Origin of the sequence: Streptomyces cyaneus (assembly GCF_004028635.1) — a bacterium.
Taxonomy (GTDB): domain Bacteria; phylum Actinomycetota; class Actinomycetes; order Streptomycetales; family Streptomycetaceae; genus Streptomyces; species Streptomyces cyaneus.
Window position 1 is genome coordinate 220208 of record NZ_RQJW01000010.1, and the last position, 24467, is coordinate 244674.

At 71.9% G+C, this 24467-nt stretch carries 24 protein-coding genes and 1 pseudogene; 14 read left to right on the forward strand and 11 right to left on the reverse strand.

The genetic code is table 11. The features are described from left to right. Nucleotides 1-25: 25 nt before the first annotated feature. On the reverse strand, nt 26-610 hold the full coding sequence (locus tag EHO50_RS33250) for an AMIN-like domain-containing (lipo)protein (RefSeq protein WP_181449737.1): 585 nt from the start codon (nt 608-610) through the stop codon (nt 26-28). Between the two features lie 197 nt (nt 611-807). Here EHO50_RS33250 and EHO50_RS33255 point away from each other — a divergent pair, with 197 nt between their 5' ends. The 4 genes from EHO50_RS33255 to EHO50_RS33270 all read left to right on the forward strand — a co-directional run bounded on the left by EHO50_RS33255 (nt 808) and on the right by EHO50_RS33270 (nt 5661). Further along, nucleotides 808-1974 (forward strand): FAD-dependent oxidoreductase, encoded by a 1167-nt coding sequence (locus tag EHO50_RS33255; RefSeq protein ID WP_128434956.1) that lies wholly within the window; start codon nt 808-810, stop codon nt 1972-1974. Between the two features lie 126 nt (nt 1975-2100). Then, complete coding sequence (locus tag EHO50_RS33260; RefSeq protein WP_246101641.1) at nt 2101-4233, forward strand: xanthine dehydrogenase family protein molybdopterin-binding subunit; 2133 nt, start codon at nt 2101-2103, stop codon at nt 4231-4233. A 57-nt stretch (nt 4234-4290) separates the two neighbouring features. Continuing rightward, nucleotides 4291-4746, forward strand: coding sequence for a (2Fe-2S)-binding protein (locus EHO50_RS33265; RefSeq protein ID WP_128434957.1), 456 nt, complete (start codon nt 4291-4293; stop codon nt 4744-4746). A gap of 45 nt (nt 4747-4791) precedes the next feature. Beyond that, nucleotides 4792-5661 carry a fructosamine kinase family protein gene (locus EHO50_RS33270; RefSeq protein ID WP_246101642.1) on the forward strand — a complete coding sequence of 290 codons (870 nt, stop codon included), beginning with the start codon at nt 4792-4794 and terminating at the stop codon, nt 5659-5661. A gap of 58 nt (nt 5662-5719) precedes the next feature. Here the strand turns inward: EHO50_RS33270 and EHO50_RS33275 are convergent, their stop codons facing one another. The 4 genes and pseudogenes from EHO50_RS33275 to EHO50_RS33290 all read right to left on the reverse strand — a co-directional run bounded on the left by EHO50_RS33275 (nt 5720) and on the right by EHO50_RS33290 (nt 8745). Beyond that, complete coding sequence (locus EHO50_RS33275; RefSeq protein ID WP_128434959.1) at nt 5720-6598, reverse strand: hypothetical protein; 879 nt, start codon at nt 6596-6598, stop codon at nt 5720-5722. A gap of 91 nt (nt 6599-6689) precedes the next feature. Further along, nucleotides 6690-6938: pseudogene (locus EHO50_RS33280) on the reverse strand (MmyB family transcriptional regulator); the annotation flags it as partial. A 60-nt stretch (nt 6939-6998) separates the two neighbouring features. Beyond that, a complete protein-coding gene (locus tag EHO50_RS33285; protein WP_128434960.1) occupies nt 6999-8192 on the reverse strand; it encodes a CaiB/BaiF CoA transferase family protein in 1194 nt (397 codons plus the stop codon). Nucleotides 8193-8286: 94 nt separating this feature from the next. Further along, nucleotides 8287-8745, reverse strand: a complete 459-nt coding sequence (locus tag EHO50_RS33290) for a MarR family winged helix-turn-helix transcriptional regulator (protein ID WP_128434961.1) — start codon at nt 8743-8745, stop codon at nt 8287-8289. 176 nt (nt 8746-8921) lie between these two features. Between EHO50_RS33290 and EHO50_RS33295 the strand changes: the two genes are divergently transcribed. Further along, nucleotides 8922-9275 (forward strand): hypothetical protein, encoded by a 354-nt coding sequence (locus EHO50_RS33295; protein ID WP_128434962.1) that lies wholly within the window; start codon nt 8922-8924, stop codon nt 9273-9275. 31 nt (nt 9276-9306) lie between these two features. Here the strand turns inward: EHO50_RS33295 and EHO50_RS33300 are convergent, their stop codons facing one another. Next, nucleotides 9307-10299 (reverse strand): helix-turn-helix domain-containing protein, encoded by a 993-nt coding sequence (locus EHO50_RS33300; protein ID WP_128434963.1) that lies wholly within the window; start codon nt 10297-10299, stop codon nt 9307-9309. Nucleotides 10300-10464: 165 nt separating this feature from the next. Next, nucleotides 10465-11439: an alpha/beta hydrolase gene (locus EHO50_RS33305; RefSeq protein ID WP_128434964.1), complete on the reverse strand. Its 975-nt coding sequence runs from the start codon at nt 11437-11439 to the stop codon at nt 10465-10467. 234 nt (nt 11440-11673) lie between these two features. On the opposite strand from EHO50_RS33305, the gene EHO50_RS33310 reads away from it, so the two are divergent. Beyond that, complete coding sequence (locus EHO50_RS33310) at nt 11674-12642, forward strand: TerC/Alx family metal homeostasis membrane protein (RefSeq protein WP_128434965.1); 969 nt, start codon at nt 11674-11676, stop codon at nt 12640-12642. A 37-nt stretch (nt 12643-12679) separates the two neighbouring features. Here the strand turns inward: EHO50_RS33310 and EHO50_RS33315 are convergent, their stop codons facing one another. Then, nucleotides 12680-13963, reverse strand: a complete 1284-nt coding sequence (locus tag EHO50_RS33315) for an MFS transporter (RefSeq protein WP_128434966.1) — start codon at nt 13961-13963, stop codon at nt 12680-12682. Nucleotides 13964-14019: 56 nt separating this feature from the next. On the opposite strand from EHO50_RS33315, the gene EHO50_RS33320 reads away from it, so the two are divergent. Then, entirely contained in the window at nt 14020-15000 is a 981-nt protein-coding gene (locus EHO50_RS33320) for an ArsR/SmtB family transcription factor (RefSeq protein WP_128434967.1), read from the forward strand. Nucleotides 15001-15068: 68 nt separating this feature from the next. Beyond that, nucleotides 15069-15950 carry an LLM class F420-dependent oxidoreductase gene (locus EHO50_RS33325; RefSeq protein WP_128434968.1) on the forward strand — a complete coding sequence of 294 codons (882 nt, stop codon included), beginning with the start codon at nt 15069-15071 and terminating at the stop codon, nt 15948-15950. Nucleotides 15951-15960: 10 nt separating this feature from the next. On the opposite strand, the gene EHO50_RS33330 is transcribed toward EHO50_RS33325, so the two are convergent. Next, nucleotides 15961-16188, reverse strand: coding sequence for a hypothetical protein (locus tag EHO50_RS33330; protein ID WP_128434969.1), 228 nt, complete (start codon nt 16186-16188; stop codon nt 15961-15963). A 114-nt stretch (nt 16189-16302) separates the two neighbouring features. Here EHO50_RS33330 and EHO50_RS33335 point away from each other — a divergent pair, with 114 nt between their 5' ends. Further along, nucleotides 16303-17208 carry a LysR family transcriptional regulator gene (locus EHO50_RS33335; protein ID WP_128434970.1) on the forward strand — a complete coding sequence of 302 codons (906 nt, stop codon included), beginning with the start codon at nt 16303-16305 and terminating at the stop codon, nt 17206-17208. Nucleotides 17209-17352: 144 nt separating this feature from the next. Here the strand turns inward: EHO50_RS33335 and EHO50_RS33340 are convergent, their stop codons facing one another. Beyond that, nucleotides 17353-17916: an NAD(P)H-dependent oxidoreductase gene (locus tag EHO50_RS33340; RefSeq protein ID WP_128434971.1), complete on the reverse strand. Its 564-nt coding sequence runs from the start codon at nt 17914-17916 to the stop codon at nt 17353-17355. Between the two features lie 100 nt (nt 17917-18016). Between EHO50_RS33340 and EHO50_RS33345 the strand changes: the two genes are divergently transcribed. Genes EHO50_RS33345 through EHO50_RS33360 form a run of 4 tightly spaced genes read left to right on the forward strand, consistent with a single transcriptional unit; the run spans nt 18017 to nt 22446 of the window. Then, a complete protein-coding gene (locus tag EHO50_RS33345; RefSeq protein ID WP_128434972.1) occupies nt 18017-18691 on the forward strand; it encodes a TetR/AcrR family transcriptional regulator in 675 nt (224 codons plus the stop codon). A 45-nt stretch (nt 18692-18736) separates the two neighbouring features. Then, nucleotides 18737-19783: a LacI family DNA-binding transcriptional regulator gene (locus tag EHO50_RS33350; RefSeq protein WP_128434973.1), complete on the forward strand. Its 1047-nt coding sequence runs from the start codon at nt 18737-18739 to the stop codon at nt 19781-19783. Between the two features lie 17 nt (nt 19784-19800). Next, on the forward strand, nt 19801-20979 hold the full coding sequence (locus tag EHO50_RS33355; protein WP_128434974.1) for a 4-hydroxybenzoate 3-monooxygenase: 1179 nt from the start codon (nt 19801-19803) through the stop codon (nt 20977-20979). Nucleotides 20980-21009: 30 nt separating this feature from the next. Next, nucleotides 21010-22446, forward strand: a complete 1437-nt coding sequence (locus EHO50_RS33360; RefSeq protein WP_128434975.1) for an aldehyde dehydrogenase family protein — start codon at nt 21010-21012, stop codon at nt 22444-22446. Nucleotides 22447-22492: 46 nt separating this feature from the next. Here EHO50_RS33360 and trxA read toward each other — a convergent pair whose 3' ends face one another. Further along, nucleotides 22493-22879 (reverse strand): thioredoxin, encoded by a 387-nt coding sequence (trxA, locus tag EHO50_RS33365; RefSeq protein ID WP_128434976.1) that lies wholly within the window; start codon nt 22877-22879, stop codon nt 22493-22495. 131 nt (nt 22880-23010) lie between these two features. Here trxA and EHO50_RS33370 point away from each other — a divergent pair, with 131 nt between their 5' ends. Next, on the forward strand, nt 23011-24444 hold the full coding sequence (locus EHO50_RS33370) for a dihydrolipoyl dehydrogenase family protein (protein ID WP_128434977.1): 1434 nt from the start codon (nt 23011-23013) through the stop codon (nt 24442-24444). Nucleotides 24445-24467 lie beyond the last annotated feature (23 nt).

Here is a 24467-nt window from a genome sequence, read left to right on the forward strand (position 1 = left end):
ATCGTGCCCGGGCCACCTGCGGGCCTCAGCGCGCCCCCGTCCAGTTGTGCGCGACGTCGATCACGACCCGGTCGGTCGCCACCCACACCCGGAACGGCAGCCGTGCCCGGACGCCGAGCCCGATCTGTGTGTCTCCTTCGAAGCTGCCGGCGAACCGTGCGTCCCGGAAGGTGCGGTAGCCCGTGAGGTCCACGCCCTTCAGGCGCTGACCGGCGCGCACGGGATACGTGGGCTGCCCGGTGTCGGGGTCGTAGGCGGGGGCGGCCACCCGCACCTCGAGGACGGCTCCGCCGCCGACGGGAATGTAGTTGCCCGAGCCGTCCTGGTAGAGGCGGCTGACGTACCTGACGGAATAGCCGAGGTCGCGGGTGCCCGCGCCGGGGACGTCCACGACCATGCGGTCGAAGCAGGCGTGCCAGCCGGTCCTGATGTTCGTCACCGACTCCGACGTGGCGGCGGAGCGGGTCTCGGGCTGACTGCCCCAGCCGGTGGGGCAGGCCGTGGTCTGGGTGGTGGTGGCCGTCGTGGCGCCGGCCGGGACCGCCGCCACACCCAGAGTGGCGGCCATGAGTGCGACTGTCGTCACCCATGCGGTTCTGTGTTGTCCCATTTCATCCCCTGGAAGGGTGGTGTGTCTGATATTAGGCAAGACATTCGGGTTGGCGGAATGGTTGCACCGTTGCGAAGTTCGTCGGTCCGGGTTGTACAACGATCGGCGGCTCGCTCGGGAACCAGCACCGGACCCGGGACGTTCCACGAAGGACGGCTGCTGCTCACGGGGGGCCGCACGCGTAGCAGGGGGGCGATGTGACGCGGTTGATCGTCATAGGGGGCGGGATCGCCGGTGCCGGAGCGGCTCTCGCCCTGCACAAGGCCGGATTCGACGTCGCCGTGTACGAGGCGCACCCCGACTCCGCCGAGGACATCGGCGCGTTCCTCACGCTCGCGAGCAACGGCATGCGCGCCTTGGCGCAGGTCGACGCGTCAGCGGCGGTCACCGCGATCGGCTTCCCGCTGACCTCGATGCGGGTCCTCGACGACACGGGCGTCGAGGTGGCCCACGTACCGCTCGGGGAGGCCGGTACGCCGCATCTTCAGTACCGGTGTCTGCGACGCGGCGACCTCAACGCCGCCCTGCAGGCGGAGGTCGAGCGCCGGGGCATCGCCCTCCGACACGGCGCCCGCATCGCGTCCGCCGAGGACGGCCCGGACGGCGTCACCGCCCACTTCGCCGACGGCAGCACAGCGACCGGCGACCTCCTCATCGGGGCCGACGGCCTGAACTCCACCGTCCGCCGGCTGATCGCCCCCGAGGCACGCCCGGGTCATGCCGGCCAGTACGTCTTCTACGGCTACACCGGCGCCGCACCCGGGGCAGGCGAGGGCGAGACCATCACCATGGTGCGCGGCAGCACCGTCGCGTTCGGGTACGCGGTGTCGCCCGAGGGGGAGACGTACTGGTTCGCGCGTGTCTCCGACGCCCCCTTGGCCGCGGACGACATCGCGCACGGCACCCCCGCCCGGTGGCGCGACCTGCTGCTGCCGCTGCTCCGCAAGGACTCCACCCCGGCCGCGGACCTCGTCGCGGCCACCCCCGACCACCTCATGGTCACCAACGCCACCGAACTCCCCACCGGGACACCCTGGCGTTCCGCCCGGACCCTGGTCATCGGCGACGCGGCCCACGCCGCGTCCCCGGCCACCGGGCAGGGCGCCTCGATGGCACTGGAGGACGCGGTCGTCCTCGCCAAGTCCCTGCGCGACGCGCCCGACATCGACGCCGCGCTCACCCTTTACGAGACACTCCGCCGCCCCCGCGTGGAACACAACATCACCGTCAGCGGCAACATCTCCCGCGGCACCCACACCCCTTCGGGCCCCGGCCCCCGAGGCACGAGCGCGAACCGGCCGGGCGACGACGAGCTCATACGGCACCTGGAGTGGGGCACCGACCTCCGGCAACTCGCGCCATAAATCGAGGCGATGATCGCTGCGATGATCGACGCGTTATTCGATGCAGTGACCAACCGGCGCAACCCCGCAGCGCACCGGCCCCTCATACAGATCGAACCAGCCCGGGTTCGCGGAGAGGAGCGTCTGTTGGCCCGTCAGTTGTCCCGCCGCCAGTTCGTCGTCTACTCGGTCGCGGCGACCACCCTGACCGTCGCGGCACCGCTCGGCTGCGACGGCTCGACCGCCGAGGGCGCCGAGGAACCCGCGGACGGTAGCCGTAGCTCCACGTCCGACGTGCTGGTCACCGGCACCGACGCGGAAATGCTGGTCCTGGAGGTCACCACGGCCAACAGGGTCGTCGTACGGCTGCCGCGCGTCGAGGTCGGCCAGGGCGTCACCACCGCCGTCGCCATGATGATCGCCGAGGAGCTGGACGCCCGGCTCGCCGACGTCGACATCCCGCTCGCGGACGCCCGCAAGGAGGGCAACCAGTTCACCGGCGGCTCCAACTCGGTCAGTTCGCTGTACGGCCCGGCCCGGCAACTGGCCGCCACCGCCCGCGCCAAGCTGGTGACCGCGGCCGCCCGGCAATGGCATGTCCCCGCACGGACCCTGCGCACCCGGGGCACCAGGGTCTTCGCCCCGGACGGGCGCTCCGCCACCTTCGGATCGCTCACCAGGAGCGCGGCCCGGATCACCCGGCCGGCCGTGTCGACCCAACCCAAACCGGCGTCCAAGCATCAGGTGATCGGACGGCCGACGACCCGCATCGACGCCCGCGACATCATCACCGGCAAGGCGAAATACACCGGAGACCTCACGGTGGCCGGAGCGAAGCCGACGGTCGTGGCCCGCCCGCCGACCCTCGGCGGGAAGGTCGTCTCGGTGGACTCCCGGGCCGCCCGCGCCATGCCCGGCGTCCACGCGGTCGTCCAGATCGACGGCGGTGTCGCCGTGATCGCGGAGACCTTCCACCACGCCTTCCAGGCCAGGGACGCCCTCCGGATCGAGTGGGCGCCGGGCCCACTGGCGAACGTCTCCGACGCCCAGATCCGCTCCCGGCTGCGCGCCGCGGTCCCCAAGCTGCAGAGCCCGCCGCGCGGATCCGCGCAGACCGAGGCCGAGTTCGAGTTCGCCTTCGTCAGCCACGCGCCGATGGAGGTGCTCACAGCGGTGGCGGACGTACGCACACAGCGGGCCGAGATCTGGTTCTCCTCCCAGACGCCGCAGTCGGCGCGTGAGGAGATCGCCTCGGCGACCGGCCTGCCGGTGTCGAAGGTCCGCGTCCATGTCCTGCGCGGCGGCGGCTCGTTCGGGCGCCGCCTGAACTACGACGCCGCGATAGAGGCGGCCCAGATCTCCAAGAAGGCGCGCCTGCCGGTGAAGCTGATGTGGAGCCGGGCCGACGACATCCGGCACGGCAGAATGCGCCCGGCCTCCCACCACCGGATCCGGGCCAGCCATGCCCAGGGCAGGGTGGTGGCCTTCGCCCACGCGACGGCGTCGGTCAGCGAGTCCTTCGACAAGCAGGGTCTGTCCGCCCAGGGCGGCGTGCGCTCCGCCGTGCGCGCCCCGGCGGCGGCCCCACTCCCCAGCGACAGCGGCCTCTACAACTTCGGCCGCCTCTCCGGCGACTCGGGCTCGGTCGACCTCGCGATCCCCCTCGGCGCCTGGCGCTCGGTGGACTCCGGCACCGTGCGCACCGCCGAGGAGATCGTCGTCGACGAGGTCGCCCGCAGCCTCGGCAAGGACCCGGTCGCCTTCCGCCGTACGACACTGCGGAGCAAGGCCGTGAAGGCCGTACTGGACAAGGTCGCGGCCGCCGGGAAGTGGGGCCGGAGCATGCCACCCGGGCACGCCCAGGGCGTCGCCGTCCACGAGGAGTACGACTCCTGCGTGGCCTGCCTCGTCGAGATCGACGCCGTCGATCCGAAGAACCCCCGGGTGACCAAGGTCGTGATGGCGGCCGACGTAGGAACGGCCGTCAATCCACGCGGCCTGGAGGCCCAGCTCATGGGCACGGCCGTCGACGGGATCTCCACCATCCTGCGGGCGGGCCTGCACATCGACCGGGGCGCCGTCCGCGAGAGCAGCTTCGCCGACTTCCACTACGCCCGCCAGCGGCACGCCCCCCAGCACTTCGAGGCGCACATCATGCCCTCCCGGCGCGACCCCGGCGGAGCCGGCGAACTCGGCGTCCCGGCCGCGGCCGGCGCCGTGGCCAACGCCTACGCCCGCGCCACCGGCACCAAGCCGCGCCGCTTCCCCCTCGACTTCTGAGCCACCTTCGACTCCTGAGCCACTTCGACTCCTGAGCCACCTTTCGAGAAGGTACCGATGCCGTCCTACTCCTTCACCCTCAACGGGAAGCGCGTCACCGTCGAGGCGCCCGCCGACATGCCCCTGCTGTGGGTGCTGCGCGACCTGCTGAACGTCACCGGCCCCAAGTACGGCTGCGGCGTCGGCGCCTGCCGCGCCTGCACCAGTCATCTCGACGGCGACGAGATCCAGCCGTGCGTCGTCCCGGTCGCCGACTGTGCCGGCCGCAAGGTCACCACCATCGAAGGCCTGGCCGACGGCGACGAACTCCACCCCGTCCAACAGGCCTGGCTCGACTGCGACGTCGCCCAGTGCGGCTTCTGCCAGCCGGGCCAGATCATGGCCACGGCCGCCCTCCTGAAGAAGACACCCCGGCCGACGGACGCCGACATCGACCGGATCGAGAACGTCTGCCGTTGCGGCACCTACTCCCGGATCCGCGAGGCGATCAAGAAGGCCGCCGCCGGTAGTTGATCAGGTGACTTCAGTACTTCCAGGGACCGCCGTACCCTGATGGCCGTGCACAGCAGCTTCGAGGGGCCCGGCGTCACGGCGGCGCGATTCACCGGACTTCCGGTGACCGGCGAGCGACGGCTGTCCGCCTCGCTCGCCGAAGTCACCCTCGACGGCGGCCAGGTGGTGATGGTCAAGCGCGGCGACGGCGACCGAGCCGCGCAGGCCGAGGCGGCGGGCCTGCGCTGGCTGGCCGACGCCGGCACGGTCCGCATTCCCGCCGTGCACGGCCACGACGGGCAGTGGCTGGTCACCGACCGGGTGGCCACCGGCCGGCCCGGCGCCGGCGCGGCGGAGCGACTCGGCCGTGACCTGGCCGCCCTGCACGCCACCGGCGCCCCCGCGTTCGGCACCCCACCGCCCGGCGGCCCCCAGGACGCGTACATCGGGCTCGCCCCGATGCGCAACGTCACCGGCCCCGACTGGCCCCGCTGGTACGCCGAGCACCGGGTGCTGCCGTATCTGCGCAGCGCGGTCGACGACGGAACGGTCCGCAGCTCCGAAGCGCCGGTGATCGAGCAGGTCTGCGAGCGGCTGCCCGAACTGGCGGGCCCCACCGAGCCGCCCGCCCGGCTGCACGGCGACCTCTGGAACGGCAACGTCCTGTGGGGCGCCGACGGACACGCCTGGCTGATCGACCCGGCCGCGCACGGCGGGCACCGCGAAACGGACCTGGCGATGCTCCACCTCTTCGGCTGTCCCCACCTGGACCGGATCCTGGACGGCTACCAGGAGACCGCGCCGCTCGCCGACGGCTGGCCCGACCGCATCGGCGTGCACCAACTGTTCCCGCTCCTGGTGCACGCCGTGCTGTTCGGCCGCGGTTACGCCGAACAGGCCCTTGCGGCGGCCGAAGCAGCACTGCGAACTGGATGACGCACGGCGCCGGCCGTATCACCTACGTCGGCACTGTCCCGGACGCAGCTTCAGTGACTCAGTCAGTGCCACGCACGGGACGGCCGGTGAACGCGTCCAGCAGGATCCGGTCGCCGAGTGGGCGGTCCAGCTTGACCGTCACCTTCTTGGCGAGCAGTTGGAGCGTGCAGACACCGTCGCTCGTTCCGACCATGCGGCCGGACAGGACCACGCTGCCGTCCGTCTCCAGCACGTCCACGACGGGTCCGTCGTCGCACGCCCCGTGGTGGGCCAGTACGGTGACGGACCGGCCGTCCGCGGCCACCTCGACCAGTTTGTTGAGTTCCCACAGATCGGCGCTGACCTGGCCCACAGCGCCGATGGGCGGCTTGGGCGGCTTCGAGGGGGTGAGGGCGACCTGCTTGAGCGGGGTGTCATAGCCCTTGAGCGTGAACAGCCAGACCGGGACGGTGGCCGGGCCGCGGCTGGTGGCCAGCGTCGTCTCGCTCAGCTTCGCCCCGGTCACGGTGAGGCTTGGCGCGGGTGAGCCGTTGTTGTCCAGCTTCTCGTACGCCTCCCACGCACTCATGAGCGGCAGCGTGAGCGAGTCACCGTCCTGCCAAGTCACCTTCGCGTCCTTCTCCGGGGTCTCGGGGAGGTCGCCGCGCAGCACGAAGTTCTCGCTGATGTACGCCTCCTTGTCGGCCTCGTTGTGGAAGGCGCCCTCGGGCGGTTGCACCGGCTCCGCCATCGGGTAGTAGCCCTCGCGCCAGATCTCGGCAGCCGGGGAACCGTCCCAGGCCTTGGCGACCTTGAGGGCGCGTGGCCTGGTGTGCGGCGCCGGCTCGGAGTTGTCGGCGCCCGGCCCGCCGGCGCCTGCCCCGCCGGCGCCGCAGCCGGTGGCGAGCAGGCCGAGTACGGTCAGCAGCTGGACGGTGCGTGAAGTGGTCGTACGCATGGATCCCCCGAACGGACGGCGACGGGAACAGGAGAGGCGGTGCCGCGGCCGCCCCGACACTGTGACGCGCCAACGGCCCGTCGCGTTCGACTCACACCAGTGACTGGGCGCCGACGACGGCGAGCAGCTCCAGCTTCTCGACTGCCTCGGTGCCCGGCTCGGCCGAGTACACGAGGATACGCAGGTCGTTGCCCTCCACGCGGAGCAGGTCGCAGTCCAGAGTCAGCAGGCCCACCTGCGGATGCTCGATCGTCTTGCGGGAGGCCTCGAGCCGGCCGACGACGCCCTGGTCCCACAGCTCTGCGAACCGTTCGCTGCCGGCGCGCAGCTCGGTGACCATGCCGATCTCGAAGGTGCGTGGTGACGCCTGCTGCCTCGACGCCCCGGCGCCGCGCCCCTCTCAGATGACGGCGTCGGCGCGCAGGGCCTCGATCTCCTCGCCGGTACGCCCGAGTTCGGCGAGGATCGCCTCGGTGTGCTCGCCCACCGCCGGCACCGGCTCCATGCGCGCGGGCAGTCCCGCGAGGTCGGCCGGCGGCAGCAGGGCCTGCACCGTCGCGCCACCGGGCACGGCCACGTCACGCCAGCGGTCGCGGGCGGCGAGGACGGGGTGGTCCAGGAACGCGGCGACGTCGTTGACCCCGGCGCAGGCGATGTTGATCGACTCCAGGTCCTTGAGGATCTCCTCGGCGTCGGAGCGGGCGCAGCGCTCGGCGACGACGGCGTTCAGCTCGTCGCGGTGGGCCACGCGGGCGGAGCTCGTGGCGAAGCGCGGGTCGTCCGTCAGCTCGGGCCGGCCGAGGAACTGCGCGCACAGGACGGCCCACTCGCGCTCGTTCTGGATGGAGAACAGCACCTGATTCCCGTCTGCGGCCGTGAAGGCACCGTACGGCGCGAGGGTGGGGTGCTGGGTGCCCAGACGCTGGGGCTGGGTGCCGCCGTACTGCGTGTAGTAGGCGGGCTGGCCCATCCACTCCGCCAGCGCCTCGAACAGGGAGACCTCCACCGGGTGGGCCGTGCCCGTGGTGGCGCGCGTGAACAGGGCGGTGAGGATGCCGCTGTAGGCGTACATCCCGGCGGCGATGTCGGCGACGGAGATACCGACCCGCGCGGTCTCGTCGGGGGTCCCGGTCAGCGAGACCAGCCCCGTCTGGCACTGCACCAGCAGGTCGTACGACTTCCGCTCGGCCCACGGCCCGGACGTGCCGTACCCGGAGATCGTGCACGGGATCAGCCGCGGCCACCGCTCGCCGAGGGCCTCGACACCCAGTCCGAGGCGGTCGGCGGCGCCCGGCGCCAGGTTCTGCACGAACACGTCGGCGTCGTCGAGGAGTTGATGCAGGACCTCGCGGCCCCGGGGGTCCTTGAGGTCCAGGGTGAGGGATTCCTTGGACCGGTTGAGCCACACGAAATAGCTGGAGTGACCGTGCACCGTCGTGTCGTACCGGCGGGCGAAGTCGCCGTCCCCGGGCCGCTCGACCTTGATCACACGCGCCCCGAGGTCGGCGAGCTGCCGGGTGGCGTACGGGGCGGCCACGGCCTGCTCCAGGCTGACGACGGTGATGCCGGACAGGGGAAGGTGTGGCGCGCTCATAGAGGCCATGTGTACGGGCACAACGGAGATCGCGTCAATGAACGCATGTCAGTGCATGTATCGCGCATGCGGGCAGCGCCTGGGGTGCGCGACCTCAGACAGGTGCGCGAAGTGTCTCCACGGCCCGGACCAGTGGGGCCAGTTCGGGGTTTTGCGCGGCTTGGTCGAGGGCCTGGCGCAGGGCTGTGTCGTTGGTGGGGCGGGCTTCTTCGAGGAGGGTGAGGCCTGCTTCGGTGACGTCGGTGTAGATGCCGCGGCGGTCGGTGGGGCAGAGGTAGCGGGAGAGCAGGCCGCGGTCTTCCAGGCGGGTGACGAGCCGGGTGGTGGCGCTCTGGCTGAGGACGACGGCGTCGGCGACCTGTTTCATCTGCAGGTGCCCGCCTTCACCGTCGTGCTGGCGGCTGAGTACGTCGAGCAGGGAGTACTCGCGCACGCTCAGGTCGTGCCCGGTCTGCAGGGCGCGCTCGATGTGCGCCTCGATCCTCCCGTGGAGCAGGGAGAGGGCGCACCAGCCCTGGGCGAGGGCGGTGAGCGCGGGGTCCGTGGCGGTCATGGCGCCGGTGTCCTTTGTCCCGAAGTGAATGACATCCAGGATAGGCCATACGTGAAATTTCCAGCGAATGCGTGTAGAGCGCGCCTGCAAGCATTGGGCGACACCCCACGACACCCCGCGGAACTCCATGAATCTCCGTGGCCGTCGCGCTCGCGGCGTGGGTATCGTCCCCTCCCATGATCAGCCCGCCCCCGACCACCACCCTGTGGCGACCCACCGGCCCCAAGGAGCTGGACCTGGTTCGCGCACTCAACTGGCGTGCCTGGCCGCCGCGGTTGCCCGAGCAGCCGATCTTCTACCCGGTGCTCAACGAGGACTACGCGGTGAAGATCGCCCGGGACTGGAACGTCAAGCACGACGGCGCCGGCTTCGTGACCCGGTTCGAGGTCGAGTCGGAGTTCCTGCGCCGGTACCCCGTCCAGCAGGCGGGCGGCGAGACGATCCTCGAGCTGTGGGTGCCCGCCGAGCAGCTCGACGAGTTCAACGCCCACATCGTCGGCACGATCGAGGTCGTGCACGAGTTCCGGTGACGGCGGCCGCCCGCTGGGGCCGAGGCCTGTCCTAGGTCCGGGCCAGGTGCCGCATCGCCAGGGCCAGCCCGAGCCTGAACCGGCCCTGTGGCGTGCGCAGCGGCCAGCCCAGCAGGTGCTCGGCGTGTGCCAGCCGCTCCTGGAGGGTGGAGTGGTGGACGTTGATCTCGGCCGCCGCCGCCCGCAGGCTCACCGTCGAGGCGACGGCGTGCAGCGTGACGAGCAGCCAGGGCGCGGCCGCCGCGGCCGCCTCCAGGGCCTGGACGTCGGGCGGCGACTCGGCGCCCGGGACGACGAGGCCGGCGAGGAGGGCGACATCGCCCAACTCGTCCGCGTGCACGACGCCCGGGCCCGGGTCCTGCGCGGTGCCCTCGGCCGTGAACCGCAGTGCGATGCGGGCCTGCGACCAGGAGCGCGGCAGGTCGAGCACCGGTACGGCGGGACCCACCCCCACGCGCCCGGCGGGCGGCTCGGCGTCCGGCTGCGCGGGGACGATCCGGGGACGGCCCTCCAGCGGGGCGAGGACACGGGCCGGAGCGGCGGGGTCGAGCCCCAGACGGCGGGCCGCGTGCAGCCGGGCCGCCTCCGGAGCCGTGGCGTCGAGGACGGTCTCGACGAGCGCCGGGTCATCGGCCGGCGCCCGCCCGCGCGTCCGGTCGAGAACGAGCCGTATCGCCCCGGCGGCCCGCTCCAGGATCACCGCGTCGACGACACTCGGCTTCGCCTCCTGAGCCCGCTCCAGCCACAGCGCCGGAGCACCGCCCGGCGTCAGCGCGGCGGACGGCCAGGCGGCATCCGGCGGCAGCTCGCTCTCCCGCCGCGTCCCGTCGGTCTCGACCCGGACATGCACCCGCCGATCCGCGTCCACCAGCCGCGCCGGCACCCCGGCCAGCACGGCGGCACCGCGCACCAGCGCCTCGAGCCCCGCCCGCGACTCGGCGAGCCGATCGAAGTACGCGATGACCCGGACGGCGGCACCGGCATCCGGATCGAGCGCGGTAAGGCGCCCGGCCAGCTCTTTCATAGGCCCATGGTGCGGTACGGGGTCAAGTGTGGGGAGCATCGATGGGCATCCGCTTCAAAATGCCGGGGAAGGTGTCCCACCAAGGGGCGCGGGGAACTGCACGACAAGCCACCTGCGACCCGCACCCGCGGGCTTACGGACCTCGGCAGCCGAGTAGGCGACGTTTCAGCTGCTCAACAGCCGCTTCAGCCAAGCCAGATGCGCCCCCCGGCAAGCCTGCGACAGCGCCGCCTGCGGAGCGAACCCGTCGAAGCCGTGGAAGCCGCCCGGCCACACATGCAGCTCGGCCACCCCACCGGCCTGCCAGAGCCGCGAGGCATACGCGACGACCTCGTCCCGGAAGGTCTCCGCCGAGCCGACGTCCAGGAAGGCCGGCGGCAGCCCGGACAGATCCTCGGCACGGGCCGGCGCCGCGTACGCCGGGACATCGGGGCCGCCGCGGCGCTCACCGAGCAGCGCCGTCCAGCCGGTCTCGTTGGCCGTACGGTCCCAGACACCGAGGCCCGCCATCTGGTGCACGGAGGGGCTGTCGTTGCGGTCGTCCAGCATCGGGCACATCAGCAACTGCCCGATCAGCTCCGGGCCCCCGCGGTCCCGGGTCAGCAGCGCCAGCGCCGCGGACAGCCCGCCGCCGGCGCTCGCCCCGGCGACGACGATCCGCTGCGGGTCGCCGTCGAGCTCGCCGGCGTGCTTCGCCGTCCACTCCAGACCGGCGTACACGTCCTCGATCTGCGCCGGGTACGGGTGCTCGGGCGCGAGCCGGTACTCCACCGACACCACGACCGCGTCCAGCTCCTTCGCCCAGGCCAGGGCCACGTCGACGCCGACGCGGTTGTTGCCGATGACCAGGCCGCCGCCGTGCACGTGGTAGATCACCGGCCGCGGGCCCGCCTGCGCCGGGGTGGTCGGCCGGCAGATCAGCAGGGAGATCTCCGGCGCGCCCTCGGGACCCGGCACCACCCTGTCCTCGACCTCGAAGAAGCCGTCCATGGTCAGATCCAGCTGGGCCAGCATCTGGATCCCCGGGCCCTGGCGGATGTCGGCTATCTCGTCCATCGTGAGGCCGGGCGAGATCACGTCCTTGATGAGCTCCAGGGCGGCGGCGAGCTCGGGATCGAACGGGGGCGGGACCTTGGTCATGGCTTCTCCTCACACGGGGGCACGTGGATGCCCGGCGGCTCTGTCGTCATGATCTGTGCGCCGGACCGGACCGGAGGGCCGCCGTACGGCGGAACCTGCCCGCCGCACGGCGGGTGGCATCTGCGTGGCCTGGACATTGCCATGACATGACCCGCTGTTCACCTGTCGTAGGTGGAAGTCATCACCAGCGGCGACAACGCTGTCAAGGCCCCACCTGCACCAGGAGTACTACCCGTGAACGTCTCCCTCTCCGTCTGGCTGCTGACCGTCGTCGCCCTGTGCGCGCTCGTCGCCGTGGACTTCTTCATCGGTCGCAAACCCCACGACGTCTCCATCCGGGAGGCGGGGACATGGACGGTCGTCTGGATCGTACTTGCCTGTCTGTTCGGCCTCGGGCTGTTCCTCTACGGGGGTGGCAAGCCGACGGGCGAGTTCTTCGCCGGGTACATCACCGAGAAGTCGCTGAGCGTCGACAACCTCTTCGTCTTCGTCCTGATCATGGGGAAGTTCGCGGTTCCCTCGCAGTACCAGCAGCGCGTTCTGATGGTCGGCGTGATCATGGCCCTGGTGCTGCGCGCCGGTTTCATCGCGGCCGGCGCGGCGATCATCTCCGCGTTCTCCTGGGTGTTCTACCTCTTCGGCGCCTTCCTGATCTGGACCGCGTGGAAGCTGGTCCAGGACGCCCGCAAGGAGGAGCACGAGGAGGAGTACCAGGAGAACAAGCTGCTGAAGATGGCGGAGGAGCGCTTCGGCGTGGCCGACCGCTACCACGGCACGAAGCTGTTCATCACCGAGAACGGCAAGCGGATCATGACCCCGATGCTGGTCGTGATGCTGGCGATCGGCTCCACCGACGTGCTGTTCGCCCTCGACTCCATCCCCGCCATCTACGGGCTGACCCAGGACCCGTACATCGTCTTCACCGCCAACGCCTTCGCCCTGATGGGCCTCAGGCAGCTGTACTTCCTCATCGGCGGCCTGCTGAAGAAGCTGGTCCACCTCAGCTACGGCCTGTCGATCATCCTCGGCTTCATCGGCGTCAAGCTCGTGCTGCACGCACTGCACGAGTCCGGCGTACACGTTCCCGAGATCAGCATCCCCTTCTCGCTCGGCTTCATCGTGCTCGTCCTGACGGTCACGACGGTGACCAGCCTGCGCGCGTCGAAGAAGCAGGAGCAGGCGGCGTCGGAACGCGTGGGGTAGCGGGCGCAGCTCGGCGCCTTGTCCATGGCGTCCGCCGTCAAGGCGCCGGACATCGATGGGCCTGCCTGTTCCGGTCGTCCTCGGCGGCCTCGCGCAGCTTCGCCGAAGCGATCGCGCGGGGCCCGACCGAGACGAGCGCCCGGTGCGGCGGGCTGCTCAGATGGCGGGCGAGCGCCACGGCCGTGAGGCCCGCGACCAGTGCGCACACGCCGGTCCACCCGAAGCGGCCATAGGCGCGGGCGCCCAGCCAGGAGCCGACCGTGCCACCGAGGTAGGCGCAGGTCATGTACGCGGTGTTGAGACGGCTGCGGACGTCCGCGCCGAGGCCGTAGATCCGCACCTGGTTGGCGACCATCCCGGACTGCATGCCGATGTCGAGCAGCAGCGTGCCGACGACCAGCGCGGTCAGCCCGAGTACGCCGCCCAGACCGCCGAAGGCCAGCACCACCGCCGACACGCCGACCACGAGGAAGCACGCGAGGTTCACGCGGTCCGAGCCCTCGCGGTCCACCAGCCGCCCCGCGACCGGCGTGCACAGCATCGTCGCCGCGTTGACCAGGGCCAGCAGTCCGGCCGCCGTCGCGTCCATGCCGTACACCGGGCCGGTGAGCAGCAGCGCCACCCCGGTCCACACCGCGCAGAACCCGGCGAACACCGTCGCCTGGTACAGACACGAGCGGCGCAGCTCGGGCTCGGTGCGCAGCAGCCTCAGCGGCGCGGCGAGCAGTGCCGGGTAGGGCGCCGCGGCGGCCTGGGGCAGTGCGGGCAGCAGGCGGGCCAGCAGGGCGGCGACCGTGAGGGAAAGCGCGGCGGCGAGGACGTACGGCGCCCGCCAGCCCAGCCAGTCGCCGAGGGCGCCGCCCACCGCGCGGGACAGCAGCATGCCGGCGAGGGCGCCACTGAGCAGGGTGCCGCTGACGACGCCGCGCCGCTCGGCGGGTACCAGGCCGGCCGCCAGCGGACCGGCGAGCGGGGCGATCACGGTCGCCGCACCGACGAGGGTGCTCGCGGCGACGAGCGGCATCAGTCCCTGCGCGGTGCTCGCGGCGAGCAGGCCGAGGCCGGTCAGCGTGAGCAGGGTGACGAGCAGCCGGCGCGGGCGCAGCCGGTCGCCGAGCGGGACCAGCAGGAAGATGCCGGCCGCGTAGCCGAACTGGGTCGCGGTGACCACCGTGGCGGCCGCGTCGGGGGAGACACCCAGTCCCGACGCCACCAACGGGCCGATCGCCTGCGGGAAGTAGACATTGCCCACGGCGACCCCGCACGCGAAGGCGAGCAGCGTGATCGCGGAGGTAGTCTGCCGGTGGTTGTGATCCGTCATACGCCGAAGTCCACGGCGACGACGGCCGGTTGCCAACGGATGAAGCCCGGGGCTTAATGATCAGCTTCCTGCTCGACGTCGACGACCTCGCGGACACCCGGTTCGCGATCTCGCCGTTGCGCGAGGTCATGGGCAGCCTGCGGGCCCTGCGCGCCCCCGCCCTCTTCCCCCTGCACACCTCGTGGCGCCGCTCGGTGCTCGATCGTCTCGCCCCCGCCGACGCCCGGCTGCTGCGGGCCCTGGTGGGACAGAACCTGACCCTGCCCGACTTCCTGACCCCGCGCCCGACGACCTTCGCGCCCGCGCTGGAGGACCAGCTCGCCGTCGTACGGGCGACGCCACCGGATCTCGTACGACGCGACCTGCTCACGACCCATGCCCCGCACCCTCTCCCGGACGCCCTGCGGCAGATCACCGCACCCGGCGACGCCCCCATGGCGGAGTTGATGGAGGAACTGTGCGAACTGCTGCTCAGATACTGGGAGTTGGCCATACGACCGGACTGGCCACGGATGCGGCTGGTACTGGAGGCCGACATCACCCACCGCGCCCGGCAGCTGGCCACGGGCGGCGCCCACCTGCTCTTCTCCGACCTGCACCGCAACGTGCGCTGGCGCGACGGTGTCCTGCGCGTCGACCAGATGATCGGACGGCACGAGGTGGACGGATCGGGGCGCGGGCTGCGCCTGGTGCCGTCCCTGTTCGCGCACAAACCCGCGCCCCCGGTCAGCGCCGAGGAACCCCCGATGCTCGCCTATCCGAGCCGGGGCGCCGCGACCCTGTGGGAACCCGAGCCTGAGCCCGACACCTCCGCCCTCACCGCACTGCTCGGCGCACCCCGCACCACCGTCCTGCGGCTGCTCGCCGAACCGCTGCCCACGGTCGAGCTCGCCCGCCGCCTCGGCGTGACGCCGAGCGCGGTCTCCCAGCACCTGAAGGTGCTGCACGCGACGGGACTCGTCACCCGGGCCCGGGACGGACGGCGGGTGCTGTACCGGCGCACCGAACTCGGGGACCGGCTCGCCGGCCGGGGTTGACTTCGAGAGCGCTCGAAGTTCTAGCGTCGTCAGGGTCGGTGCAAGGCCCTGGTGAACGGAGACAGGACATGCGGGTCGGCGTGCACATCAATCGGTTCGACCATCCCGGAGGCGGCGCCGCGCTCGGCGGCGAACTCGCCGCCGCGGGCGCCGCCGCCGAGGCGGCCGGGCTGAGCTGGCTGTCGGTGATGGACCACTACTTCCAGATGGAGTTCAACGACCGCGCCGAGGACCCCATGCTGGAGGCCTACACGACCCTCGGCTATCTCGCCGCCCACACCTCCACGGTCCGCCTGGGCGCCCTGGTGACCGGCGTGACCTACCGCCACCCCGGCCTCCTCGCCAAGATCGCCACCTCGCTCGACGTCCTGTCCGGCGGCCGGGCCGCCCTCGGGATCGGCGCGGCCTGGTACGGCCGGGAACACGAGGGGCTCGGCGTGCCCTACCCGCCGGTCGCCGAGCGCTTCGAGCGACTGGAGGAGACCCTGCGGATCTGCCTCCAGATGTGGGACCCGCAGGCCAACGGCCCCTTCGAGGGCAAGCACTACCGGCTGGCCGAGACCCTGTGTGTGCCCGCGCCGATCAGCGCCCCGCATCCCGAGATCATGATCGGCGGGGGAGGGGAGAAGAAGACGCTCCGACTGGTGGCCCGCTACGGCGACGCGTGCAACCTGTTCACCACCTCGCCGGAGGAGGTTCGGCACAAGCTCGACGTGCTGCGCGGCCACTGCGACACCGAGGGGCGCGACTACGACGAGATCCGCAAGACCGTCCTCTACATGGGCGAGGCGGCCGCCGAGGGTGACCTCGACGCCTTCACCCGGGACATCGCGAACTACTCGAAGCTCGGCATCGACACGGTGATCCTCGGCCCGCGCACCGGCGAACCGGCGGCGTTCATCGAGGACTTCGCGGCTCCGGCGGTCCGGCGGTTGGCCGAACTCGACTGATCAGCATTGCTCAACGGCACGGTGCGTCCGACCGGGCGTCGGCCGGCCGGCTGCGCGAGACGATCCGCATCCCGCGGGAGTCGACGACCCGGACCTGCAACGAGCCGCAGCCGCACCGCGTCCATATCGTGCTGCCCGCCGCGGTGCTGTGCCGGGAGACCACCTGGAAGGGGTCGGCGCCGTCGGGCCACCCGCAGTGCGGGCAGGCGGTGCCGGTCGTGCTGGTCGTGCTGGTCATGGCGACTCCTCGTACCTCGTGGCTGGTTGACCGTCGCGACACCACCCAGGGTGCGGTGCGCCTTCGTACACGTCCAGGTTGACTTTCCGGACGTCACCATGAAGCGTGGGCTTCATGATTGACCTGCGCCGACTGCATGTCCTCAGGGCGGTCGCCCACTACGGCACGGTCACCGCGGCCGCCCGCGCCCTGCACTTCACGCCCTCCGCCGCCTCCCAGCAGATCCGGCAACTGGCCCGCGATCTCGGTGTCGACCTGCTGGAACCGCAGGGCCGCGGGGTGCGCCTCACCGCGGCCGCCGAGACTCTGCTCGCGCACGCGGACGCCATCGCCGAGCGCTGGGAGGCGGCCGAGCTCGACCTGCGCGCCGAGTACAGCGCACCCTCCGGGCAACTGCGCGTCAGCGGCTTTCCCATGGCCGTGTCGGTGCTGCTGGCCCCGATGGTCGTACGGCTGCGGGAGCTGCATCCGCAGCTGACCGTACGGATCGAGGAGACGGGGGTGCCGGAGAGCTTCGACCAGCTCTTCCAGGGGGAGGTCGACCTGGCCGTGGTGGAGGTCACCCCGCACAACCCGCCGCTGAGCGACGCGCGCTTCGACCAGCAGCCGCTGCTGGACGACCCGTACGACCTCGTCGTCCCCGACGACCATCCGCTGGCCGGACGCGGGCGTGTCGACCTCGCGGAGGCGGCGCACGAGGACTGGATCGCGCCGGTGCCGGGGAATCCCTGTCGCACGCATCTGATGTCGGCGTGCGGGGCGGCCGGCTTCACCCCCGACGTGGTCCATCACGCGCGGGACTGGAACGTCATCGCCCACCTGGTCGCCCACCGGCTCGGCGTCGCCATGATCCCACGGCTGGCCCAGCTGACCCCTCACCTGCCGATCATGCGGGTGCGCTGCGCGGGCGACCCGCATCGCAAGGTACTCACCTGCACCCGCCGAGGCTGCCGGGAACGCCCGGCAGTGAAGGCGGCACTGGGGGAGCTGCGGGAGCTTGCGGTCGGGGCGGTTGCGTGAAGTGAGGCGGTGGCTGGGCATGCGCCTGGGGGGCTTGGCGTGCAGCAGGCCTGGCATGACGCGGTGGCTTGGCGCGACCGCGTGGCCCGGCATGACGAAAGGCCGGGGCTCTGGGCTCCGGCCTCTCGGGGGCGTCCGGTCCGATCAGGCGGCGGCCGCCTCACCCGCGTGCCCGTGGACGCGGGCGATGACCTCGGTCAGCTGGGCGGCGACCTCGGCGTCGTCGACCGGGTGCGTCTCGGCGAAGCGGGTCACCGAGCCGGGGATGGAGAGCTTGACGTCCTCCAGTACCTTGGCGCCGGCCACACCCAGGGACTTGCGGGTCTCGTCCTGCGCCCACACACCACCGAACTGGCCGAAGGCGGTGCCGACCACGGCGGCCGGCTTGCCGCCGAAGGCGCCCGCGCCGTAGGGGCGGGACAGCCAGTCGATGGCGTTCTTCAGCACGGCCGGGATGGTGCCGTTGTACTCGGGGGAGAAGAGCAGGAACGCGTCGGACGTCAGCGCGGCCTCGCGCAGCTTGGCGGCTGCGGCGGGGACGCTGCCCTCGACGTCGATGTCCTCGTTGTAGAACGGGATCTCGGCCAGGCCCTCGTAGAGCACGACTTCAGCGCCCTCGGGAGCGAGCTTGACGGCCGCCTCGGCCAGCTGACGGTTGTGCGAACCGGCGCGAAGGCTGCCGACGAGGGCGAGGATGCGAACAGACATGCGAACTCCAAGGATGCTGAAACACTGCCGTAACGATCCGGACCGAGGTCCGGTTACGTTTCTAGCACCTTAACCGGACCGCGGTCCAGTTTCATTCCCGATGCTTTACGCTGGCTTCATGTCCGCCGCCCTGCCACCGTTCCCGCAGCCCCAGGAGCCCGTCGACAAGCCACATTTGCTGGAGGTCGGCTCCGCCCCCGACGAGCCCTGCCTGCGCGCCGACGCGGCCCGCAACCGCGCCCGGCTGCTGGAGGCCGCCGCACGGCTGATCGCGGAGCACGGTGCGGCCGGGGTCACCATGGAGGCCGTGGCCGCCGAGGCCGGCGTGGGCAAGGGGACGGTCTTCCGACGCTTCGGCGACCGCACGGGGCTGCTGACGGCGTTGCTGGACCACTCCGCGAAGAAGCTGCAGGCCGATTTCCTCGGCGGCCCGCCGCCGCTGGGCCCCGGGGCACCCCCGGTCGAGCGGCTGCGGGCGTTCGGCATCGCGGTGCTGTACCGGTCGGCAGAGCAGCTGGACCTGCAACTGGCCGCCCAGCCGGAGCCGACCCGCCGCTACTCCCACCCCTCGGCCCGGGCGCTGCACACACACGTCACGATGCTGCTGCGGCAGACCCTGCCGGACGCCGACTGCGATCTCCTCGCCCAGACGCTCATGGCGTACCTCGACCCCGCCCTGATCAACCACCTGACCAGGCAGTGCGGTATGTCCATGGAGCGGCTGGAGAAGGGCTGGCTCGACCTGGTCGACCGCGTGACCCGCACCGGCGTGTGAGCATGGGGAGACCCTGAGTGAGCCCCGCTCACAGGTTCTGCAAAGATGCCGTACGTCATGGTGCAGATACCGAAAACGCCCGCGCCCGCTTCCCCCGCACAGCGCTCGGTACCCACGAGCGCCGATGTGGCCCGCCTCGCCGGCGTCTCGCGCGCGACCGTCTCCTACGTCCTGAACAACACCAGCGCCGTCCGGATCAGCGAACCCACGCGCCGACGCGTCCACGAGGCCGCGAAGGAACTCGGCTACGTCCCGCACGCGGCGGCCCGCAGCCTGCGCGCCGGGCACAGCCGTATGGTCCTGATGCCCGCGCCGAGCTTCCCCGTCGGCCCGCTCTACAGCCGTTTCCTCAGCGACCTCCAGCTGGCGCTCGGCCGCCTCGACTACACCGTCGTGCAGCACGGCAGCGTCGGCCTGCACGGCGACGAGGCCGCCCGCGCCTGGGCGGAGCTGCGCCCCGTCGCCGTCCTGGTGTCGGGCTCCGGCCTCGGTCCGAAGGGCGTGACGGTGCTCAAGCGCTCCGGCGCCCGGGCCGTGGTCTCGCTGGGCCCCGAGTCCGTCGAGGGCGCCCACGCCCTGCTGATGGACTACGAGGCCGTGGGCCACTGCGCGGGCAGCCACCTGTACGACCGAGGCCGGCGCCGCATCGGCGTCGTGGTGCCCGAGGAGGCCGGCCTGGAGTCGTTCTCCGCGCCCCGCCTCGAAGGCGTACGCCGCGCCCTGCACGGCACGGACGCCACCGTGACGGAGCTGCCCCTCGCCTACACGGAGGACTCCGCCGCTCGGCTCGCCGCCCGCTGGCGCGACCTCGGCCTCGACGCCGTGTTCGCCTACAACGACGAGTACGCGATGCTGCTGATGAGCGCCCTGCGGGACGAGGGTGTCCGCGTCCCAGCCGACACGGCCGTCATCGGCGCCGACGACCTGATGCTCGGACGGCTGCTGCGGCCTAGGCTGAGCACCGTGCACATCGAGCTGCCGTCCGGCCGCGAGCTCGCGGAGCTGGTCGACCGCGCGGTGCGCAACCCCGGTGCCGCACCCGAGACGCACAAGGTGCTGGGAGCGACGGTGGTGCACCGCGAATCCAGCTAACCCAGGGGAGGCGGGACATGCGCACGACCGTCGGCATCATCGGAGGCGGCCCCGCCGGACTCCTGCTCGCCCGCCTGCTGCACCGAGCCGGCATCGACTGCGTCGTCCTGGAGAGCCGCACGCGGGAGTACGTCGAGCAGCGCCAGCGGGCCGGGATGCTGGAGCAGGGCACGGTCGACGCGTTGCGCGAGGCCGGCGCCGCCGAGCGGCTCGTGGCCGAAGGCCTGGTGCACCAGGGCATCGAGCTGCGCTTCGAGCGGGAACGCCACCACATCGACTTCCCGGCCCTGACCGGTGGCCGGACGGTGACGATCTACGCCCAGACCGAGATCGTGAAGGACCTCGTGGCGCTGCAACTCGCCGACGGGCCACCGCTGTTGTTCGAGGCGGAGGCGCTCGCCGTCGAGAAGCCGGAGAGCGCCTCGCCCGTCGTCCGGTTCCTGCACGAGGGTCGCGAGCGGACCCTGACCTGCGAGTGGGTCGCCGGCTGCGACGGCTTCCACGGCATCTCCCGCGACGCCTTCCCGGCCGAGGTGAGCCGCTCGTACGGGCACGAGTATCCGTACTCCTGGCTCGGGGTCCTGGCCGAAGTGCCGCCGTCCTGCGACGAGTTGATCTACGCACGCGGTGAAGGCGGCTTCGCGCTGCACAGCATGCGCTCAGCCTCGGTCTCCCGGCTCTACCTCCAGGTCCCCAACCACACCGACCCCGACGACTGGCCCGACGACCGCATCTGGGACGAACTCGCCGCCCGCTTCGCCATCGACGCCGACTGGACCCTCGACCGCGGCCCCATCACCACCAAGTCCGTCACGACGATGCGCAGTTACGTCCACGAACCGATGCGCCACGGACGGCTCCTGCTCGCCGGGGACGCCGCGCACATCGTCCCGCCGACGGGCGCCAAGGGTCTCAACCTCGCCGTTTCGGACGTACGGGTCCTGGCCCGCGGCCTCGTCCGGCTGCACCGCACAGGGGACGCGCAACTCCTCGACAGGTACTCGGAGTTGTGCCTTCAGCGCGTGTGGCAGGCCACCCGTTTCTCGGACGACATGACTAGGATGTTGCACACTCAACCAAATGGGGGTGCGTTCGACGACCGGATGCAGCTCGCACGTCTGCGCCGGATCACCGCATCCCGCCACGCCGCCGCCGAACTGGCGGCGAACTACTCGGGACTTCCGCTGCCCATGTGAGTCCCGCCGGTGATCGAACGGAGAGTCGCAATGCCGTTGCTCGACCCGAAGGCCTGGCAGTCCAGCTCCCTGTCGGGAGATGAGTACGCCGTCACCGAGCCCGCCACCGGCGACACGCTCGGCACCGTCACCCTGGCCGGCGCCGAGGACGTCGGCACGGCCGCCGAGGCCGCCCGCGCCGCCCAGGCCGAGTGGGCCCGCCTGCCGCACTTCGTGCGCGCCGCAGTGCTCCGCAAGGCCGGCGACCTGTTCGCCGCGCACGCCGACGAACTGCGCGAATGGCTCGTCCGTGAGTCCGGGTCGATCGCCGGCAAGGCCGACTTCGAACTGCACGTCGCCGCCCAGGAGTGCTACGAGGCCGCCGCCCTCGCCTCCCGCCCGGCCGGGCACATCCTGCCCAGCGAGGCGCCCCGGCTGTCATACACGCGCCGGGTCCCCGTCGGCGTCGTCGGCGTGATCTCCCCGTTCAACGCCCCGCTGATCCTCTCCATCCGCTCCGTCGCCCCGGCCCTCGCGCTCGGCAACGCGGTCGTGCTGAAGCCGGACCCGCGCACGGCGGTGTGCGGCGGCCTGTCGCTGGCCGCGGTCTTCGCGGAGGCCGGTCTGCCCGAGGGGCTGCTGCACGTCCTGCCGGGCGGTGCGGAGGTGGGCCAGGCGCTGGTCGCCGACCCGCGCGTGCCCGTCATCTCCTTCACCGGCTCCACCGCCGCGGGCCGGGCCGTCGGTGAGGCCGCCGGACGTCATCTCAAGCGCGCCCACCTGGAGTTGGGCGGCAACTCCGCCCTGATCGTGCTGGAGGACGCCGACATCGACGCGGTGATCTCCACGGCCGCCTGGGGCTCCTTCTTCCACCAGGGCCAGATCTGCATGACGACCGGCCGCCACCTCGTCCACCAGTCCCTGTACGAGGAGTACGTCGAGCGGCTCGCGGCCAAGGCCGACTCCCTCGCCGTGGGCGACCCGCACCGCGCCGAGGTCCACCTCGGCCCGCTCATCGACGCCGGTCAGCTGGACAAGGTGCACGGCCTGGTGGAGGCCAGCACGTCCCGGGGCGCCAAGCTCGCCGCGGGCGGCACCCACGAGCAGCTCTTCTACCGGCCGACGGTGCTCGCCGGCGTCGACGAGCAGACCCCCGCGTACGCCGAGGAGGTCTTCGGCCCGGTCGCGCCCGTACGCCCCTTCACCACCGTCGACGAGGCCGCCGCCCTCGCCGCGGCGAGCTCCTACGGCCTCTCCCTCGGCATCGTCACCGGTGACGCCGCCCGCGGCCTCGACCTGGCCGAGCGCATCCCGACCGGCATCGTGCACATCAACGACCAGACCGTGAACGACGAGGCCGTCGCGCCCTTCGGTGGCATCGCCGCCTCCGGCACCGGAGCCCGGTTCGGCGGCGAGTCCAACCTGGAGGCGTTCACCGACGTCCGCTGGACGACGGTGCGCGGCGACGTGGCGGCGTACCCCTTCTAAAGCAACTGCTTCCCGGTTCTCAAGCGACTGCTTCCCGGACGGCGTCCTACTGGCCGTTCTGCTCGGCCTGCGCCTGCTGAGCGGCCACCGCCTGACGGACCTCGTCCATGTCGAGCTTGCGGGCCTGCCCGATGACGTCCGCCAGGGCGGCCTCGGGCAGCGCCCCGGGCTGCGCGAACACGGCGACCCGGTCACGGACGATCATCAGCGTCGGAATCGACTGAATGCCGAAGGCGGCGGCCAGCTCCGGCTGCGCCTCGGTGTCGACCTTGCCGAACACAAGGTCCGGGTTCTCCTCGGCCGCCTTCTCGTAGACCGGGGCGAACTGACGGCACGGCCCGCACCAGGACGCCCAGAAGTCGATCAGGACGAACTCGTTGTCCGTGACCGTCTCGTCGAAGTTCTCCTTGGTGAGCTCCACGGTGCTGCTCATGGCGTATTCCCTCTTCCTGGTGTCGGGGCGAAGCCGTCGGCGACAACACGACCGTACGGCTGCGTATTCCGTCGCATTTCCGCGCGCATACCCGTGTGGCCAGGCCGCACACCACCCGTAAGACTGACCCCATGACGGAAACGGATTCCATCGCATACGACGTCGTGGTGCTCGGGGCCGGGCCCGTGGGGGAGAACGTCGCCGACCGTACCCGTGCGGCCGGCCTCTCCACCGCGGTCGTGGAGAGCGAGCTGGTCGGCGGCGAATGCTCGTACTGGGCGTGCATGCCGAGCAAGGCGCTGCTGCGCCCGGTCATCGCCCAGGCGGACGCCCGCCGCCTGCCGGGCCTCAGCCAGGCTGTACAGGGCCCCCTCGACGCCGCCGCGGTCCTCGCCCGACGGGACGAATACACCTCGCACTGGCAGGACGACGGCCAGGTCGGGTGGCTGGACGGCATCGGCGCCGACCTCTACCGCGGCCACGGGCGCCTCACCGGGCCCCGCACCCTGGAGGTGACCGGCCCCGACGGCGTACGGCACGTCCTGACCGCCCGGCACGCCGTGGTCGTCTGCACCGGCAGCGGCGCCCAGCTGCCCGACCTGCCCGGCCTCGCCGAGGTCAAGCCGTGGACCAGCCGCGAGGCCACCAGCGCGAAGGCCGCGCCCGGCCGGCTGGTCGTCGTAGGCGGCGGCGTGGTCGCCACCGAGATGGCCACCGCCTGGCAGGCCCTGGGCTCCCGGGTCACGCTCCTGGTCCGCGGCAAGGGCCTGCTGTCCCGCATGGAGCCCTTCGCCGGCGAACTGGTCGCCGAGGCGCTCACCGAGGCGGGCGTCGACGTCCGCACCGGCACCTCCGTCGAGGCGGTGACCCGCCGGAACGGCGCCGTCCTGGTCGTCACCGACGGCGGCGACCGCATCGAGGCGGACGAGATCCTCTTCGCCACCGGACGTACCCCGCGCACCGACGACATCGGCCTGGACACGGTCGGACTGGAACCGGGTTCCTGGCTGGAGGTCGACGACAGCCTCCGCGTCACCGGCAGCGAATGGCTGTACGCGGTCGGCGACGTCAACCACCGCGCCCTCCTCACCCACCAGGGCAAATACCAGGCCCGCATCGCGGGCGCGGCCATCGCCGCCCGCGCCTCCGGCGTGCCCCACCTGGAGTCCCACCCCTGGGGCGCCCACGCCGCGACAGCCGACCACGCCGCCGTCCCGCAGGTCGTCTTCACCGACCCCGAGGCCGCCGCCGTGGGCCTGTCCCTGGCGGAGGCCGAACAGGCCGGCCACCGCGTCCGCGCCGTCGACGTCGAGTTCTCCTCGGTGGCCGGCGCGGGCCTGTACGCCGACGGCTACCGGGGCCGCGCCCGCATGGTCGTCGACCTGGAACGCGAGATCCTCCTCGGTGTCACCTTCGTCGGCCCCGGCGTCGGCGAACTCATCCACTCGGCAAGCATCGCCGTCGCCGGCCAGGTACCGATCAGCAGGCTGTGGCACGCGGTTCCGTCGTATCCGACGATCAGCGAGGTGTGGCTGCGGCTGCTGGAGTCGTACCGCGACAACTGACTTCCTCGGCAGGGGAGTTGGTG